At 34.7% G+C, this 17819-nt stretch carries 12 protein-coding genes and 2 pseudogenes; 12 read left to right on the forward strand and 2 right to left on the reverse strand.

All coding sequences use genetic code 11. The features are described 5' to 3' along the window. From V7056_RS13055 to V7056_RS13065, 3 genes and pseudogenes are all read left to right on the forward strand, one after another. Positions 1 to 842: pseudogene (locus V7056_RS13055) on the forward strand (hypothetical protein); the annotation flags it as partial. A 1-nt stretch (position 843) separates the two neighbouring features. Further along, complete coding sequence (locus V7056_RS13060) at positions 844 to 1689, forward strand: hypothetical protein (protein ID WP_499702564.1); 846 nt, start codon at positions 844 to 846, stop codon at positions 1687 to 1689. Continuing rightward, on the forward strand, positions 1686 to 2453 hold the full coding sequence (locus V7056_RS13065; RefSeq protein ID WP_499702566.1) for a hypothetical protein: 768 nt from the start codon (positions 1686 to 1688) through the stop codon (positions 2451 to 2453). The genes V7056_RS13060 and V7056_RS13065 overlap by 4 nt, the downstream gene beginning before the upstream one ends. 58 nt (positions 2454 to 2511) lie before the next feature. On the opposite strand, the gene V7056_RS13070 is transcribed toward V7056_RS13065, so the two are convergent. Further along, positions 2512 to 3894, reverse strand: a complete 1383-nt coding sequence (locus V7056_RS13070) for a hypothetical protein (protein WP_499702568.1) — start codon at positions 3892 to 3894, stop codon at positions 2512 to 2514. 454 nt (positions 3895 to 4348) lie between these two features. Here V7056_RS13070 and V7056_RS13075 point away from each other — a divergent pair, with 454 nt between their 5' ends. The 6 genes from V7056_RS13075 (at position 4349) to V7056_RS13100 (ending at position 11441) form a co-directional block, all read left to right on the forward strand. Further along, entirely contained in the window at positions 4349 to 4474 is a 126-nt protein-coding gene (locus V7056_RS13075; RefSeq protein ID WP_499702569.1) for a hypothetical protein, read from the forward strand. Positions 4475 to 4511: 37 nt separating this feature from the next. Then, positions 4512 to 5369: a MurR/RpiR family transcriptional regulator gene (locus tag V7056_RS13080; RefSeq protein ID WP_499702570.1), complete on the forward strand. Its 858-nt coding sequence runs from the start codon at positions 4512 to 4514 to the stop codon at positions 5367 to 5369. A gap of 24 nt (positions 5370 to 5393) precedes the next feature. Continuing rightward, the gene (locus tag V7056_RS13085; protein ID WP_499702572.1) at positions 5394 to 6764 is read left to right on the forward strand and encodes a PTS transporter subunit EIIC; all 1371 of its coding nucleotides are present in this window, start codon (positions 5394 to 5396) and stop codon (positions 6762 to 6764) included. Between the two features lie 117 nt (positions 6765 to 6881). After that, positions 6882 to 8243 (forward strand): penicillin binding protein PBP4B, encoded by a 1362-nt coding sequence (pbp4b, locus tag V7056_RS13090; RefSeq protein WP_499702573.1) that lies wholly within the window; start codon positions 6882 to 6884, stop codon positions 8241 to 8243. 11 nt (positions 8244 to 8254) lie between these two features. Next, the gene (locus V7056_RS13095; protein WP_499702575.1) at positions 8255 to 10174 is read left to right on the forward strand and encodes a glycoside hydrolase family 3 protein; all 1920 of its coding nucleotides are present in this window, start codon (positions 8255 to 8257) and stop codon (positions 10172 to 10174) included. Positions 10175 to 10229: 55 nt separating this feature from the next. After that, on the forward strand, positions 10230 to 11441 hold the full coding sequence (locus V7056_RS13100) for an exo-beta-N-acetylmuramidase NamZ family protein (protein WP_499702582.1): 1212 nt from the start codon (positions 10230 to 10232) through the stop codon (positions 11439 to 11441). Positions 11442 to 11649: 208 nt separating this feature from the next. Here the strand turns inward: V7056_RS13100 and V7056_RS13105 are convergent. Beyond that, positions 11650 to 12474: pseudogene (locus V7056_RS13105) on the reverse strand (hypothetical protein); the annotation flags it as partial. A gap of 888 nt (positions 12475 to 13362) precedes the next feature. On the opposite strand from V7056_RS13105, the gene V7056_RS13110 reads away from it, so the two are divergent. The 3 genes from V7056_RS13110 to V7056_RS13120 all read left to right on the forward strand — a co-directional run. Then, positions 13363 to 13488 (forward strand): hypothetical protein, encoded by a 126-nt coding sequence (locus V7056_RS13110; protein ID WP_499702577.1) that lies wholly within the window; start codon positions 13363 to 13365, stop codon positions 13486 to 13488. A 475-nt stretch (positions 13489 to 13963) separates the two neighbouring features. After that, the gene (locus tag V7056_RS13115; RefSeq protein WP_499702579.1) at positions 13964 to 14701 is read left to right on the forward strand and encodes an N-6 DNA methylase; all 738 of its coding nucleotides are present in this window, start codon (positions 13964 to 13966) and stop codon (positions 14699 to 14701) included. Positions 14702 to 14883: 182 nt separating this feature from the next. Then, positions 14884 to 17819: DEAD/DEAH box helicase (locus tag V7056_RS13120; protein WP_499702584.1), on the forward strand; the 2936-nt coding region annotated here is incomplete at its 3' end.

The raw sequence follows: 17819 nt of genomic DNA on the forward strand, positions 1-17819 counted from the left end.
CAATTGGAATGAAAATTGAGGATAAAAAAATAAATGGAAATGTTAACAAGCCTTTTAATGCAGTATTAATGCCTGATTCAATATTTGAGGATGCATTTATAAAATCACTTGAGAATGAATCACATACTCAACTTTCATATGATCATATTAAAGACCAAAGTTTACAGAGAAATGCGAAAAGATTTATTAATAATATCTCAAGAGAAATTTCAGCTGTAATTGAACAAGTAATTAAGAAAAATAATCCTACAGATGGTGTTATGAATACGTCAGACACTTTATATTTAATAGAAAATCAGTTTAAACAAGATCTTGTACAATCTACTCCTACTGTTAGGATTAATGTTGGTGGAAAAGATCAAACTGTAGTTAAAATTAATCCAGAAGCTCGTAAAAAACGAACCGAGGGTTCCAAATCAAAAAGTAACAAACAAAACGATGATAATGAGAAACAAAAAAGGAAAAAAAGAAGAAGTAATAGTGAAAATAATGAAGAAAATTTAACTCGATTACATGCCCAACCAGAGAAAGTTGAAAGAGTTATTATTTCTAATAATGAATTCGTTAAGTTTGACTTTTCGGATATAGAGGAATTGAAAAAATCAAACACTTGTAATATCTCACTTTCTGTAGTTGATGGTATGGGAAAAGAATATGCAAATGAGTTCAATATCGAAAGAAATTATGAGTATGCTATGGATCGAATGACTGGAGAAAAATTAACACTAGAAAAGAACTTAATTAAAAACTTAAAAGTCAATAATGGAATTGTTCAGATTGAATTAAAATTAAAAGAACAGTTCAATAAAGCATTGAAGTTTGTTTATTACGTGGAGGTATGAAATGATTTATAAAAAAGATGCAAATTTTCCTTATCCATTATTAACAAATACCTCTAATAGTTATAATGATTGTAATTTTTCTCTAGATATTGATTTGAGGGAAAATAGTGAAAGTTATAGATTTGAAGTTAGTTATGATTTGAAATCATCATTTATTTGTAGATTGCTTGAAGAGAATCAAGCACAGCTTATTTTAGTTATTCAATCAAAGGATAATAAATTTTTTGAGTTAAGCACTGTTGATACATTTATTGAGATACCGAAATCCAGAATCTCATTAACTGAAAGAACTCAAATTCAACTTCTGATTCAATCAAAGGTCGAAATATCATTTGTTGATAATAATGATCTAAATTCTTTTTATCAAGTATATAAGAGTGAGATTATCGTACCTAAAAATTCTATTTTAGGTTTTTCCAATAGTGTAATATTTGATGGAAGTAACGCCAAACCTTTAGAGTTATTTGAAAAAAAAGTTAACCCAAATATAAAATCTGCAATAAAAATAGAGCTCGGCGTAGAAACGATTATTATTCATTATAAAAATGAGGAGTTTCAATTTGTAGATTCACATATAAGTAATAACCTTAATAATCCATATGTTTATATGGGACTTCAAAAAGCTTTAATGCAATTCATTTATAATAATTGCGAAGACGGAGAAGAAGAAGTGGATATTGTTCATATGGAAGTTCCTTCTGACGGATTAGATTTGAAACTATATAATATTATGCAGCATAAGCTTGTGGAGGAATTAAGTGTAGAAAACATAGATGAGGTTATTTATTTGATATCTGATAAAATAATAGAAAAATATACTTCTGCAATAAGGAGGTTATATTCTTGAGAGAAATTAAATTGTTAAAAAGAGGCTATAAAAATAACGAACAGTTTTATAAAGATTTTATAGATGATCAACTGAAAAATAATGAAGAATACTTTTCAGATAAAGTAGTCTATATTAATGAAGCTCCTGATTTTCCAATTTATTTAAATGTAACAGAAGATGAAACTAGGAATAAACTTTACCATGAGGCATTTGATATAATTTCAACATTTTATCTTCAAACAGATCGAAATGTTCATTTTAATGAAGAGTTTTGGCATTCATTATTGAGTGTGTATAAACGAGATTATTTACTTAGCCAATATCCAGAAATTAAAGAAGATATAAATATTTTCAATAATATTGTACTAAAGACATTCAATTGGGAAAGTTATATTTACAAATGTGTTCTTGGTGCTCAATATATAAATGATAATGTTGAAGATCCGAATGAAAGAAAAAAATATTATCAACTAATCATCGATAATCTAGATTTATATAACTATATTATTAAGTATGAAATTTTTAGAAATGATCGGTTCTTAATTAATATTCTAGAAATTATTAATGACCACGGATTAACCAAAATAGTAAAATCCAAAATAACTGACAGAGACGATTTAGGTAAAGACGAACGAGTGGGTAGAAGAATTATATTTGAATTCAATAAAAGTTATCCAATCATCATGTCACCTATGTTAGAAAAGCAGGAATTGGAAGAGTTATTCTTTCTATATCTTGGTTATTACTATGATACCAGTAAGTTAGATTTAGTAATTTCATAATTAACTAATAACATTGAGAAGCCAAGGTAATCACCTTGGCTTTTAAATTTCATATTTTTTAAATTAAAAATATCGCCACAACTGTAGTAACTACCAATCCAATCAACACCGGCAACAAATTCCTCCTAGCTAACTCAAAAGGACTAACGTTACAAATAGCAGCCGCAGGAATTAATGCCCAAGGAATCAATGTTCCTCCACCAACCCAAATCGCTGCAATTTGCCCCATAGCAGTTAAAGTAGCAATTCCATGACCGATTGCAGTAGCAAATAATGAAGCAACCGATCCAGCAAGTGAAATACCAGAGAAGCCCGATCCATCTAAACCTGTAATTGCACCTACAGTTGTTAATGTTACCCCTGCTACTGCTGGATTTACAGGTACTTGATGAGCAAGTGCAAACCCTAAATCATTAACAATGCCATGTGAACCTTTTGGTAAGAAATCACCAATGATGGTCGTAAAACCACTGTCACCTAGGTAGAAAAATGCAGCTATAGGTATAACTGGACCAAATACGCGGAAACCGAATTTGAATCCATGGATTAAATAGTTTGTAACTTCTTCTAACCCTTTAGATTTATGTCCCATCATTGAAAGTATTGAAAGTATGATTAGTGAAGTTCCTCCGATTAAAGCAGTTGCATCTCCGCCTTGTAAATTGAAATGAATCATTGCCCAAATATCTACTGCGAACAAAATGAAAACAAGAGCTGCCATCCATTTTTGTTGAGCCGAAGAAAGTAAATAAGTTTCAGTTTCGGAATCGCTTTCAACAGTTTCTACTTTTAGAAGTCCTTTTTTCATGTCTCGTTTTAAAAAGTAGAATGCTGTTACAGTTGTCACGACCCCCATAACAATAATTAATGGAACACTTGCTGAAATGACCTCAGAAACAGGTATACCAGCTGCATCCGCAGTTAATTTTGGTGCGCCTTGAATTACAAAATCACTTGAAAGAGCAATACCATGACCGAATAAGTTCATTGCCATTGCAACACCTAATGCAGGTAAACCAACACGAAGCGCAACCGGTAGTAACACAGCTCCAATTAATGCCACTGCAGGTGATGGCCAGAAAAACCATGAAACGACCATCATAACAATTCCTATTGTCCAATAAGCGAGTGAGGCGTTTTTCATTACCCTTGTAAATGGACTGATGAGTGCTTGGTGTACTCCGCTTTCTGTTAAAGCTTTACTCATTGAAACGATGATCGAGATAACTAGAATCGTAGAAAGTAATTCGGTAATTGCATATATGAAACTTGAAAACAATATACTGACTGAACTAGTAAGTGATTCTGTAGCAACAAGACCTAAAAGAAAAATTCCAGCTAGACATACTAAACTAGTGTCTCGTCTTAAGATTAAAAACAAGATGATAATTCCTATAAATGTTACATAAAGCCAGTGTATGGCTGTTAAATCGACATGCATTTTTATTCCCCCCTTTAGCCTAGATATATTGATTAGTAATATATGCATTTGCCTAATTGTGGTGCTTGGTTAGATAAAGGTGATTAGTATATTCATATTCTTGTATTGAAGCTTCATAAACTGCTTAGTTTAGAATTGATGGAACAGTACTAAACTGGACACTTGTCATAAAAGCGCTATCATTTGCGTAAAATTTAAAACGAAATTTCAAAAATATGAAGGATAATATGAAATTTTGTTTAATATACTGAATATTAGGAATTTCATTTGGTAAGGTGTTTCGTCTTGGTCTAATACACTTGAGATTCTTTCAACAAAAAACAAAGAAGTTTTAAAAAGGGTTTGCCTCAAATTAAGGCAGTTATTGAATGCTCATATCACTTGTAAAAGAAGGGAGGAAGTTAGATTTTATGCAGGTAAGAGAAGAAAATTTGGACATGATGGATTCAGTAGAATGTCAGTTGAAGAAGAAATGGGTGCAGACGATTTAAAAACTATCAATCTATCAGCACCGACTATTGACTTGATTATTACAAATCTATTAATAGAGGAAAATAAATCTTTTAAAACATATGGGTAGGGATATAAGTAACCATAACCCTTAAGGAGCGAGTACTATGGCAACAGGCGGATTATCCATCATTCAAACGATGATGAACAAGCTTCCACAGTCAGAGCAGAAGCTTGCAGAGTATATTCTGCAGCATCCGCATGAAGTAGTGAATAGCACTGTCAGTGAATTAAGCACTTCAGCGAAGACGAGTGGGGCAGCGGTCATAAGGCTATGCAAATCACTTGGTATAAAAGGGTTTCAAGATCTAAAAATGAGAATTGCCGGTGATCTGATGAAAACCGTGGAACAGGGATACCGTGATATTGAACCATCCGAATCACTTTATAGAGTAGTTGAGAAAACGACTAGCAACACGATTCAGATTATCCGCGATACAGCAGAAATTATTGATCATGAAAATTTGAAAACTGCAATCGATATGTTGTTGAAAGCAAAAAACGTTCATTTTTTTGGAGTAGGTGCATCAAATATTGTAGCCCAAGATGCTCAGCAAAAATTGATCCGCATTAATAAAGGTGCAACAGCTTTTACTGATATGCATCTAATTGCAACCTTGATAGCCAATTCAAATCCGGATGATGTTTTGTTTGCTATCTCTTTTTCAGGAGAAACACAGGAAATTATCAATCTGCTAAAGCTAGCCAAAGAGCGTGGTGTGAAAACCATCGGGCTTACTCATTTTGGGCAGTCGACCGTCTCGTCATTGTGCGATGTTTCAGTTTATACCTCATTTTCAAATGAACCGACTTTCCGTAGCGCAGCGACTTCTTCCCGATTGGCACAGCTATATATGATCGACATTTTATTTTTTGGAATGGCAACAGAGCAGTACGATGAGACCGTTCAATACATCGACAACACAAGGGCGGCCATTAAATCAATGACAGAAAAAAATAAATAGTTTCTTTCAGGAGGAGTCGATTAGATGGCAAAGGGGAATAACAAAAACTTATTAATCGCCGAGCAGTTATTAGAGCATTTGGGTGGAGTAGCAAATATTGCGACAACCACTCATTGTATGACAAGACTACGTGTAGCACCACAGAATCGTTCTAAGGTCAACATTGAGGCGATCAAAAAGACTGATGGAGTTCTAGGGGTTGTAGAAGAAGAAACAATTCAAATCATCCTCGGACCTGGTACTGTCAATAAAGTTTCAGCAGAGTTTGATAAGCTACTTGCTGCTGCGAATGATTTTGATTTGAGAGACGTAGCTTCAAAAAACAAATCAGAGATTGATAAAAAGAATGCAAAACCGTTTAAACTGTTTTTACGTAGAATTGCAAGTATTTTTATTCCGCTAATTCCTGCCCTTGTAGCTTCAGGATTAATAACTGGTATTACAAAAGCATTAGTACAGGCAGATTGGCTTGCAGGAGATTCAAAATTAGCTATTATTTTAACTGTAATCGGATCTGGTCTGTTTGCTTATCTTGGTATCTTAGTCGGAACCAACGCGGCGAAGGAATTTGGTGGATCACCAGCGCTTGGAGCATTGGCTGGTATTCTCGTTATTAACCCTGCTGTTGGCGATATCGCTCTGTTTGGGAATAATCTTCTTCCAGGACGCGGTGGGTTAATTGGGGTTCTTTTCGCTGCAATCTTCATCGCGCTAGTTGAAAAGCAAGTAAGAAAGTTTGTGCCCCAATCTCTTGATATCATTTTAACACCTACTATTGCATTATTAATTACTGGTATCGTCACTTACATTGTGTTCATGCCTGTTGGTGGTTTTGTATCGGATACGATTACAAAAGGCTTGTTGAGTGTTCTTGATGTTGGTGGAGTTGTAGCCGGATTCGTGCTTGGCGCAACATTCCTTCCACTAGTAGTTACAGGACTACATCAAGGTTTGACTCCAGTTCATCTTGAATTGATTAACTCCATTGGAGATGATCCTTTGCTTCCGATCCTTGCTATGGGTGGAGCTGGTCAAGTCGGAGCGGCATTTGCAATTTACTTTAAAACGAAGAAAAAAAGCTTAAAGCGTGCAATCGGTGGGGGGCTTCCTTCAGGAATGCTTGGTATCGGTGAACCATTAATCTTTGGAGTAACTTTACCGCTAGGACGCCCATTCTTAACTGCATGTTTAGGTGCCGGAGTTGGCGGAGCATTTCAGGCTCATTTCGATATCGCGACAATTGCAGTCGGTGTTTCTGGCCTTCCACTTTCATTCTTAGTTCATACAAACCAGATTCTCTTGTACCTTACTGGACTGATTATCTCTTACGTAGCTGGATTTATTTTTACTTACTTATTCGGATTTAATGACGAAATGGCAGTTGAATTTAAATAATCAACATGAAAATGCCATCTCAGCTGGTTTAGTAGAAAATCTAAGGCTAACTACCTTGAAATAGATAAATTGCTTGTTTCATAAGCTTTTAAAATACAATTTTAGAGGAGAAACATGATGAAAAATTGGAAAACCTGTGCATTAACTTCTGTTCTGGCTATTTCATTACTTGCACCTGCTTCGTTTGCAGAACAAAATGAAAAAGCATTGACTCATAATCACGACCAGTATCCTGTTTTAACAAAAGTAAAAAAGCCAGAGGATGTTGGATTTTCCTCTGAAAAGCTTAAAAAAGTGGATCAGCTGATTGAAAAAGAAGTGGCCGCCGGTTTTCCAGGAGCAGCCCTGATTGTCATAAAAGACGGTAAAATCGTTAAGAATGATAGCTACGGCTATAAGCAAAAGTTTGACGGACATACACCACTAAAGAAGTTTTTGAAAATGGAAAACGATACTATGTTTGATCTTGCATCAAATACTAAGATGTATGCAACGAATTTTGCCCTTCAGAAACTTGTTAGTGAAGGAAAGCTTGATATAAATGCAAAAGTTCAGGATTACATACCTGATTTTAAAGACACAGAAGCAGACGTGATTAAAGGGAAAAATACGATGCGGATTATTGATGTGCTTCATCATACAGCTGGATTTAAACCAGACCCGCAATACCATAATCCAGCAGTGTCAGGTGTGCTTTATTCTCAGGAGCGCGAAAAAACGATTGATAATATTAATAAAACGCCGCTTACTTATGAGCCTGGGACAAAAAATGTCTACAGTGATGTCGACTATATGCTGCTTGGGACCATTGTGGAAAAAATCACTGGTCAAAAGCTTGATCAATACGTTGAAAATGAAATATACAAGCCATTGAAATTGAAAAATACAGTATTTAATCCGTTGCAAAAAGGATTTAAGTCTAAAGACTTCGCTGCAACCGAGCTATTAGGTAATACACGTGATGGGGTTATTAACTTCCCGAACGTTAGAACGTACACTCTTCAAGGCGAAGTACATGATGAAAAAGCATTTTACTCAATGGAAGGTGTTTCCGGACATGCAGGATTATTCTCTACAACTAGCGATCTTGCTGTTCTTCTGCAGGTCATGTTGAATGGCGGCGGTTATGGTAATGATTCATTATTTAATAAAGAAACAATTGAAGAATTCATTGCACCTTCTGAAATGAATGCAACATATGGTCTTGGCTGGAGAGTAAACGGAGATGACAGCATGGACTGGATGTTTAGCAAATATGCAAGTAACAGTGCATATGGACATACAGGTTGGACTGGAACGGTAACAATTATTGACCCGGAACAGAATTTGGGAATCGTCTTATTAACGAATAAAAAGCATTCACCACTTGTGAATCCTGTTACTAACTCTAATCAATTTTTTGGTGATCTTTTCACAATGGGAAGCTATGGAAGTGTAGTAACAGCTATTTATGAAGCTTTAGAATCAAATAATGAATAGGAGGAAATGAAATGTCTAAAAAGAAATGGACAGCAGTCGCTTTAGCAGCAGTACTTTCAGTTTCAACCTTAACACAATTCAAGCCTTCTAAAGTGGAAGCGGTAACAGATGTGAAAGCCATTGTTCAAAACATGACGGTTGATGAAAAGGTAGGTCAAATGCTAATGCCGGATTTCCGTAACTGGCAAAAGCAAGGGGAAACAAAAGCAACAGGTTTCACAGTGATGAATGATGAAGTAGGAAGTATCATTCAGAAGTATCATTTAGGGGGCGTCATTCTATTTGCTGAAAACGTCGTGGGAACAGAGCAAACAGCTCGTTTGACAGATGGTCTACAAAAAGCAAGCCCTAAACTGCCTCTTCTTATCACCATTGATCAGGAAGGTGGAATCGTAACACGTCTTCAATCAGGAACGAATCTGCCTGGCAACATGGCGCTTGGTGCAACAAGAAGTGAAAAGTTCGCCTATCAGACTGGTGAAATCATTGGGAAGGAATTATCATCACTTGGTATTAATGTGAACTTTGGACCATCATTGGACGTGAATAACAACGCAGGAAATCCTGTAATCGGTGTCCGTTCATATAGCTCGAATCCAGAGCTTGTTTCAAAGCTTGGTACCCAGACAATAAAAGGGCTTCAAAGTCAAAATATTGCAGCAACGGTTAAGCATTTCCCTGGGCATGGAGATACAGATACTGACAGTCATTACGGCCTACCGATTGTTACACATGATAAGGAAAGATTACGTTCTGTTGAGCTAGCTCCTTTCCAAAAAGCGATTGATGAAGGTGTAGATATGGTCATGACAGCACATGTTCAGTTCCCTGCCTTTGACGATACAAAGTATATCAGCAAAAAAGATGGTCAGGAGATTATGGTTCCAGCCACTCTTTCTAAAAAAGTATTGACGGGTCTACTCCGTGAGGAAATGGGTTTTGAAGGTGTCATCGTAACAGATGCACTAAATATGAAAGCAATCGCAGACAACTTTGGTCAGGAAGAAGCAGTTGTATTAGCCTTAAAATCAGGTGTAGATATTGCGTTAATGCCTGCGCAAGTGAACTCACTTGAAATGGAAAAAAATTTAGCATCTGTTTTTAATGCAGTGAAAGTAGCAATCGAAACTGGAAATCTTCCGATGGAGCAAGTAAATGCATCAGTAGAAAGAATTCTAAAATTGAAAGAAAAACGTGGCATTCTGAATCCACAAACTGTTTCAATTGATGAAAAAGTAGCAAATGCTTTAGAAGTAGTTGGCAACAAGGACCATAGGAAAAAAGAAATGAACATGGCGGAGGACGCTGTTACCCTTTTGAAAAATGAAAACAAAACACTCCCTTTTAAACCGAAAAAGGGTGACAAAGTTCTTGTACTCGCTCCATTTGATGATCAAGTAGAAGCGATGAAAAGAAGTATAAAAGAATTAAAAGGTAAGAAGAAAGATGTTGAAGTTACTGGCTATGCTTTCTCAAGTAAGTCATTCAACGAACAAGTGGCAGCCATGATTAATGAAGCTGACTATGTGATTACCGGTTCCTACGTTGTGAAAAATGATCCTGCTGTAAATGATGGTGTCATTGATGATACTGTCCAGGACTCAAGCAAATGGGCAACTGCTTTCCCAAGAGCAGTCATGAAATATGCTCAAGAAAAGAATAAAGAGTTTGTGCTAATGAGTATGAGGAACCCTTATGATGCTGCAAATTTTGAAGAAGCAAAAGCTGTAATTGCAGTCTATGGATATAAAGGCTATTCAAATGGGGCATATAGACAGCCAAACATTCCAGCCGGCATTAAAACAATCTTTGGTGAATCAAGACCACAAGGTAAATTACCTGTTAATATTCCATCTGTCACTCAAACAGGAGAAACGCTTTATCCGTTTGGCTATGGACTCGACATTCGTTCAGGCAAGCAGCTAAAATAATCCGATTTGAAGGGGAGGGGATCCATTGAAACGAATATTTTTGCTAATTACAATTCTGGTTCTTACGCTATGTACATGGCCCATCGTAAAAGATGTTTCAGCGCAAAAGGAAAAGAAAAAGAATAAAGTATCGCCAGGGATTGAGGTCCTTTTAGATGATCAGAAAGAGCTATTAATAGGCAAAAAAGTAGGCTTAATTACCAATCCGACTGGCATTGACTCAAATGTAAACAGTATTGTCGATTTACTACATGAGGATCCAGATATTGAACTGACAACTTTATTCGGTCCAGAGCATGGAGTTCGTGGAAGTGCTCAAGCTGGGGAATATGTTGAATTCTATATTGACGAAAAAACAGGGCTACCTGTTTACAGCCTCTATGGACCAACAAAAAAACCAACACCTGAAATGCTTAAAAACGTAGAAGTACTTGTCTTTGATATTCAGGACGTGGGTACACGCCACTACACGTATATCTATACAATGGCTTATGCCATGGAAGCGGCAAAAGAAAATAATATACCAATCGTGGTGCTAGATCGACCGAATCCACTAGGCGGAATTTCAGTTGATGGTCCTGTTCTTGAGCCCGATGCTACTTCCTTTATTGGACTTTACCCAATACCAACAAAGCATGGAATGACAGTAGGAGAGCTTGCTAAGTTCTTCAACAAAGAATTTGAAATCGGAGCAGATCTAACAGTCGTCAAAATGAAAGGCTGGAAGCGCTCGATGGATTATGACGAAACTGGACTTCCATTTGTTTTACCATCGCCAAACATGCCGACAGTTTCAACATCATTTATTTATCCAGCGACTGGTCTAATTGAAGGAACAAATCTATCAGAAGGACGCGGAACAACCAAGCCATTTGAACTGATTGGCGCACCATATATCAACAGTACAGACCTTGCAGCAAAATTAAACTCACTGGGTCTACCAGGTGTGAAATTCAGAGCTGCATCCTTTACACCGACATTCTCAAAACATGTCGGAAAACTCAGCCATGGAGTTGAAATCTATGTAACAGACCGTGAAAAATTAGATGCGGTCTCAACAGGTCTTCACATCATTAAAACGATTCATGATATGTACCCGAATGATTTCCAATTTCTTTCAACCAACTTCTTTGATAAATTGATCGGAAACGACTGGATCAGACCAATGATTCTTGAAGGAGCATCCATTACAGACATCATGGATAAATATCAGAAGGAACTGGATGAATTTAAGAAGGTTAGGAAAGAGTATTTGATGTATAAGTAATTAAGTAAGGGGATGAAATCAATTTGATTTCATCCTTTTTTCAATTGCCTATCTATGAAACTATGATTGCTATTTGGAACAAATTTGTAATAGTAAGCACGGCTACTAAAGGGGAAAAGGTATTTAATAGTAATAGTGGACTAATAAATACAATATGCACCCTAGTTTATTAATAATGTAATGGGGGCTGCTAACCACAATCTTGTCCCATTGATGTACCCCCGATTAATTCAGTAGCATCTCCACCTTGTAAATTGAAATGAATCATTGCCCAAATATCCACTGCGAACAGAATGAAAACAAGTGCTGCCATCCATTTTTGTTGAACTGAAGAAAGTAAATAAGTTTCAGTTTCGGAATCGCTTTCAACAGTTTCTACTTTTAGAAGTCCTTTTTTCATGTCTCGTTTTAAAAAGTAGAATGCTGTTACAGTTGTCACGACACCCATAACAATAATTAATGGAACACTTGCTGAAATGACCTCAGAAACAGGTATACCAGCTGCATCTGCAGTTAATTTTGGTGCACCTTGAATGACAAAATCACTTGAAAGTGCAATACCATGACCGAATAAGTTCATCGCCATTGCAACACCTAAAGCAGGTAATCCAACACGAAGCGCAACTGGAAGTAACACTGCCCCAATCAAAGCTACTGCAGGAGATGGCCAGAAAAACCATGAAACAACCATCATCACAATTCCTATTGTCCAGTATGCGAGTGAGGCGTTTTTCATCACCTTTGTAAATGGACTAATGAGCGCTTGATGGACTCCACTTTCTGTTAATGCTTTACTCATGGAAACGATGATCGAAATAACTAGAATCGTAGAAAGTAATTCGGTTATTGCGTATATGAAACTTGAAAACAAGATACTGACTGAACTAGTAAGTGATTCTGTAGCGACAAGACCTAGAAGGAAAATCCCAGCTAGACAGACTAAACTAGTGTCTCGTCTTAAGATTAAAAACAAGATAATAATTCCTATGAATGTTACATAAAGCCAGTGTATGGCTGTTAAATCGACATGCATTTAATTTCACCCTTTTATGGCTAAAGATATTGAATAGTAATATATGCATTTGCCTAGGGAAAGGTGATCGTATTGATATGTTCAATAATTTTTATATGAATATACTAGAACATTGAATCACAGATTTTCCTATATCTTAGGTTGAAGTTGGAAATACTAGTAGACCAGTATCTCGTCCTGGTATTAAATTCCTTTACTCCTTAATATTTGTGAAATTTTGCTAACAGTACAAATAAGTAAGTGTCAATTCGACCAAGACCACGGTATCATAAAGTGAATATGAGTTAATTTATTAAACGATGAAAAACTCACAAATGTTGATATATCAGTGTTTGTGGTTTTTTTTGTGGGGAAACGGATGGGAAGGGTAGGTTTTAAATTCATTTTACACATTTTTTACACAAGAAAATATCTTGGGATTGTGGATGAAATAGAGTTAGCAAACTCTAAAGAATGAGATTAATTGAAAGTAATGGTGGTGTCGAATTGGTCAGGGGAAACGATTTTAATGTGGATGTCTATAGATATAGGCACAAAGACAATGACAGGAAGTTTTGCTGAAACGAGCATTCAAATGTATGATGTAAAAAATATCCACAATTAATATTTTCCGCTATAATATCAGTGAAGGCGTTCACTGTGGGAAGTAGGCAGTATCTATCCGAAAACTCTTCCACTGGCGAACTTCGAATGGATATTTTTTGTTTTTAGTTATATATGTTATATTTTCATTTTTTTGGGTGGCAAGGTAGTCTTATACTGACGTAGAACTGCTATAGTTATTAGCTGGTGACATTGAATAAAAACATGAGTTATGCAAAGATAGTTTACGACAGTTAATCCATTAATGAAGTTTGATAAACATAAAAGTTATAGAGGAGGATTTTTATGGGGAGCACGTTTAAATCCAATGATACTCCAGTTTCTGAAATATTACGTTTCATAGAAAAAGGTATAATTCAATTACCTGATTTCCAACGAGGTTGGGTTTGGGATGACAATTATTCAATTTGATATATAAATTGTATGGTGATCAAATATTGATTGGAAATAGGAGGAAGATTCTATTTTTAAGAAACAAATTTCAGTGACTACCTGCCATATAGCATTATCAACTTAGTCTTTGGGGTCTAAGGCCAGTTGGCCAGTGTGCCTGACCCTCAGTATATTAAAGTTATTATTGTTTTGGGAACTGGCACCATATCATATAATTACCTCTCATAAATTCGATAAAATACTTTATGATAGAATAGAAGAAGAAGAGGCGATATGGAAACAACGAAAGGTCAGAATACTTTTAATCTATATCTCAAAATATAATAGTTAAAAACGAAATAGGTTTTTGAAATACTTCCTGGGTCTTGACTTATATAAATATGTTATTAATACGATAGAAGCCAATAATGATTTTCAAAAATCGTTTTATATAAAATATAATTTAGAGAATATATTAACCGAAAGTAGTGGCAAAGAAAGGAGGACACTAAGTTTGGAAGAAGCAATAATTAAATCTAAGCTTCGTGTTCAAAAGCATGGAGAAGTATTTACCCCTAAAAATATAGTAAATAAAATGCTAAATGTACCAGAAATAAAAGAGGCTTGTGAAAATTTAACAGCAACGTTCTTAGAACCGTCAGCTGGTGAAGGTGCTTTTCTTGTAGAAATTCTTGAGCGAAAACTAAAAATGGTAACTGAAAAATATAATAATGATTTAACTACATATGAAAGTTATTCCTTAGTTGCCTTAACGACACTTTATGGAATTGAATTATTAGAAGATAATGCACAAACATGTGTGATGAATATGTTTCAACTGTATTATGATAACTATAAAGAACAAGTTCAACACCATAATGGTACAGTAATGAAAAAGGTGTTAGATAGTGCTAAAGAAATCATTTCATCAAATATCAGTCAGGGGAATTTTTTAACGAGGAAAGCGGTAGATGGTAAACCTTTAGTGTTCAGTAAATGGTCTCCAGTTAATATGAGGAAAACAACTAAAAACATTAAAATACAACGAACAGAATATACCTTAGACGAGATATATGAAAGCGTAGAAAAAGAACCTGGAATGACTATTAGCAGAGCAGAACATCGACATCGGCAATTAGATATATTTGATCTACTAGAGATAGATGATATTGATGATGAAATTCAAAAAGAAATGCGGTATATTCCAGTTAATATAATCGATGTTTATAAAGAGGAAATGGAGGAAGTATGATGGATAAAACAATTATTAAACCTTTTTATGAAATTCAATATAAAGTGTATGGTTACACTTTACCTGAAGTTCCCAACCATAACGGCTATGTAAAAATAGGCGATACTACACGTGAAGCTGTAACAAGAATCTTTGAACAGGTAGGTACAGCAGGTTTAAATCCTGAAATTATATTTGAAAAAATGGCCCGAAAATCCGATGGTGAATGGTTTCGAGATAAAGATTTACATAAATTCCTGATTTTGAATGGGGTCAATAAGAAAGATTTTAATGGCCGTGCTGATGAGTGGTTCTATTTCAATGGAACACCAGAAAAGGCTATAGAACTAACAGATAAGTTTATTAATCTTGATTATGATGAGAGCCAAATTGATGGTAAGCATACAAGCTATATCTTACGAAATGAACAACAACAAGCTGTTGAGAAAACATATGAGTATTTTCAATGTGGTCAAGAACCAAGAGAATTCTTGTGGAATGCAAAACCGCGTTTTGGAAAGACTTTATCAACCTATGATTTTATAAGAAATTTAAAAGCAACGAATATTTTAATCGTAACAAATCGACCAGCGATTGCAAATTCATGGTTTGATGATTATCATAAATTCATTGCATGGCAAGAACCACATTTGAAATTTGTTTCAGAAACAGATGCATTGAACGGAAAAGCAATGACTAGAACACAGTATTTAGATTATCTAGATAATACATCTTATCCTAATCCTTCACAGATTACTTTTATTTCCTTGCAAGACTTAAAAGGAGCAAAGTTTGCTGGGGGTAAGTATGAAAAATTAGAATGGGTAGCTGGCTTAAATTGGGATTTGTTAGTTATTGATGAAGCCCATGAAGGTATTGATACACGAAAGACAGATATAGCATTTAGCCAAATAAAAAGAAACTTTACTCTTCATTTATCTGGTACTCCATTTAAAGCATTAGCAAATAACAAGTTTTCTGAAGAGCAAATATTTAATTGGTCTTATATTGATGAGCAAGAGGCTAAAAAAATATGGGATCCAACGATTAGTAGCAACCCTTACGAAAGTTTGCCAACTTTAAATCTTTTTACTTATCAAATGAGTAAAATGATAGAAGCAGAAGTGTCTGAAGGGATAACATTAGGTGAGGAAAAAAACGTTGATTATGCTTTTGATTTAAATGAATTTTTTAGAGTGAAGGAAAATGGCAGTTTTGAATACGAAGAAAGTGTAGTACGTTTTTTAGACAATCTTTCAATAGGAAAATTTCCATTTTCTAAAAATCAATATCGTAATGAACTAAATCATACGTTTTGGCTACTCCCACGTGTAAATGCAGCGAAGGCACTCGAGAAAATATTAAATGCTCATCCAACATTTAAAGATTATAAGGTGATACTTGCATCAGGAGATGGGGTTAGTTTACATGATGGTGTAGAAGCTGAAGCGCTTGACTTCAAAGAGAACACGAAGAGTTTTGATAAAGTAAGAAGTGCGATTGAAAAGTATGATAAAACGATAACCTTATCAGTGGGGCAACTCACAACAGGTGTAACGATTCGTGAATGGACAGCTGTATTAATGTTAAATAATATTGAGTCTCCTAGTTTATACTTTCAAGCTGCTTTTAGGGCACAAAATCCATACGAATTTGAAAAGGATGGAAAGTTATATAGAAAAGAGAATGCTTATATATTTGATTTTTCACCTGATAGAACATTAAGGCTTTATGATGATTTTGCTAATAATTTATCTGGAAGCGGTTATAAAACAGCAGTTGAAAGAAAAAATAAGATTAAAAAGTTATTAAATTTCTTCCCAGTTATTGCTGAAGATGAAGATGGTTCAATGCATGAAATCAACGCCTCTGAAGTGTTAACAATTCCTACAAGAATCACATCGAAAGAAGTCGTGAAAAGAGGCTTTATGAGCAATTTATTATTTGCTAATATATCAGGTATCTTTTCGGGAGATTCACCATTTAAAGAGATTTTAGATAAAATCCCACCAGAGAAGAATAAAAGATTGGATATACGGAGAGAAATATCTGTCAAAGATCCACATTTAAATGACGATGGTGAAATAGAAATACCAAAGGAAGTAGTGATAGGTAAATCAAAGGAACTCTTTGGTGAAAAGATATATAAAACAATAGAAGTTGTTGATGAAGTATTATCTTCATTAGATGAAGCTAAAGAAAAGCAAAAAGAATCTTTTAAAAATTTAGCTAAAGATATAACNNAAACAGATAAATTAAAGGAATCAGTAAATACTGCTATCGAAGATATTATAACTGAAAAGAGTTTAACTTTTAGTAATAAAGTAAAAGAATTAGAAAAAGAATATGAAATCAAAAAACAAGAAGCTGAAACAATAAAGGATGAGAGTGTATTAAAGGCAGTAACTCAACAATATGAAAAAGAGAAAAAGAAAATTGAAGAGTCTTTTGCAGAAGAAGTTAACAATGGAGTAGAAACAACAATCAATACTGTTGTGGAAGAACAAATAGAAAAAGTAGAAGAAAAGAAAAAGAAAACAACAGAAGATGATGTTCGAGATCATTTACGAGGATTTGCACGAACAATCCCAGCGTTCTTAATGGCATACGGGGATGATTATACTAAATTAGCAAATTTTGAAGAGAATATTAATGAAGAAACGTTTGAAGATTTAACGAGTATAACTATAAATGAATTTAAGCAGCTTCGTGATGGATTTGAGTATGTTAATGATAAAGGTGATAAAAAAGTAGTTCCTGGTTTATTCAATGAGGTAGTTTTTAATGCTAGTATCCAAGAGTTTTTAGATACTAAAAAGCGTTTGGCAAATTATTTTGAAGATTTGCAAGAGGATATTTTTGATTATATTCCTCCGCAAAAAACTAATCAAATTTTTACTCCAAAAAGAGTAGTTAAAAACATGATCAATTTTTTAGAAGAAGAAAATCCAGGTATATTTTCTGTTAAAACAAAAAAATTTGCTGACTTTTATGTAAAAAGTGGTTTGTATATTACAGAGATAGTCAAGAAACTAAATGATGGATTGAAAGAACAAATTCCAAATCAACAGGAACGTATAAAATGGATTCTAGAAAATCAAGTATATGCATGTGCACCAAACAACATTATTTATAATAT

Source organism: Bacillus sp. JJ664, from assembly GCF_036962205.1.
Lineage (GTDB): Bacteria > Bacillota > Bacilli > Bacillales > Bacillaceae_G > Gottfriedia.

Coding starts and splice junctions, on each gene's coding strand:
- pbp4b (WP_499702573.1), top strand. CDS start 6,882: ATGAAAAATTGGAAAACCTGTGCATTAACTTCTGTTCTGGCTATTTCA.
- V7056_RS13075 (WP_499702569.1), top strand. CDS start 4,349: ATGTCAGTTGAAGAAGAAATGGGTGCAGACGATTTAAAAACTATCAAT.
- V7056_RS13070 (WP_499702568.1), bottom strand. CDS start 3,894: ATGCATGTCGATTTAACAGCCATACACTGGCTTTATGTAACATTTATA.
- V7056_RS13095 (WP_499702575.1), top strand. CDS start 8,255: ATGTCTAAAAAGAAATGGACAGCAGTCGCTTTAGCAGCAGTACTTTCA.
- V7056_RS13080 (WP_499702570.1), top strand. CDS start 4,512: ATGGCAACAGGCGGATTATCCATCATTCAAACGATGATGAACAAGCTT.
- V7056_RS13060 (WP_499702564.1), top strand. CDS start 844: ATGATTTATAAAAAAGATGCAAATTTTCCTTATCCATTATTAACAAAT.
- V7056_RS13110 (WP_499702577.1), top strand. CDS start 13,363: ATGGGGAGCACGTTTAAATCCAATGATACTCCAGTTTCTGAAATATTA.
- V7056_RS13085 (WP_499702572.1), top strand. CDS start 5,394: ATGGCAAAGGGGAATAACAAAAACTTATTAATCGCCGAGCAGTTATTA.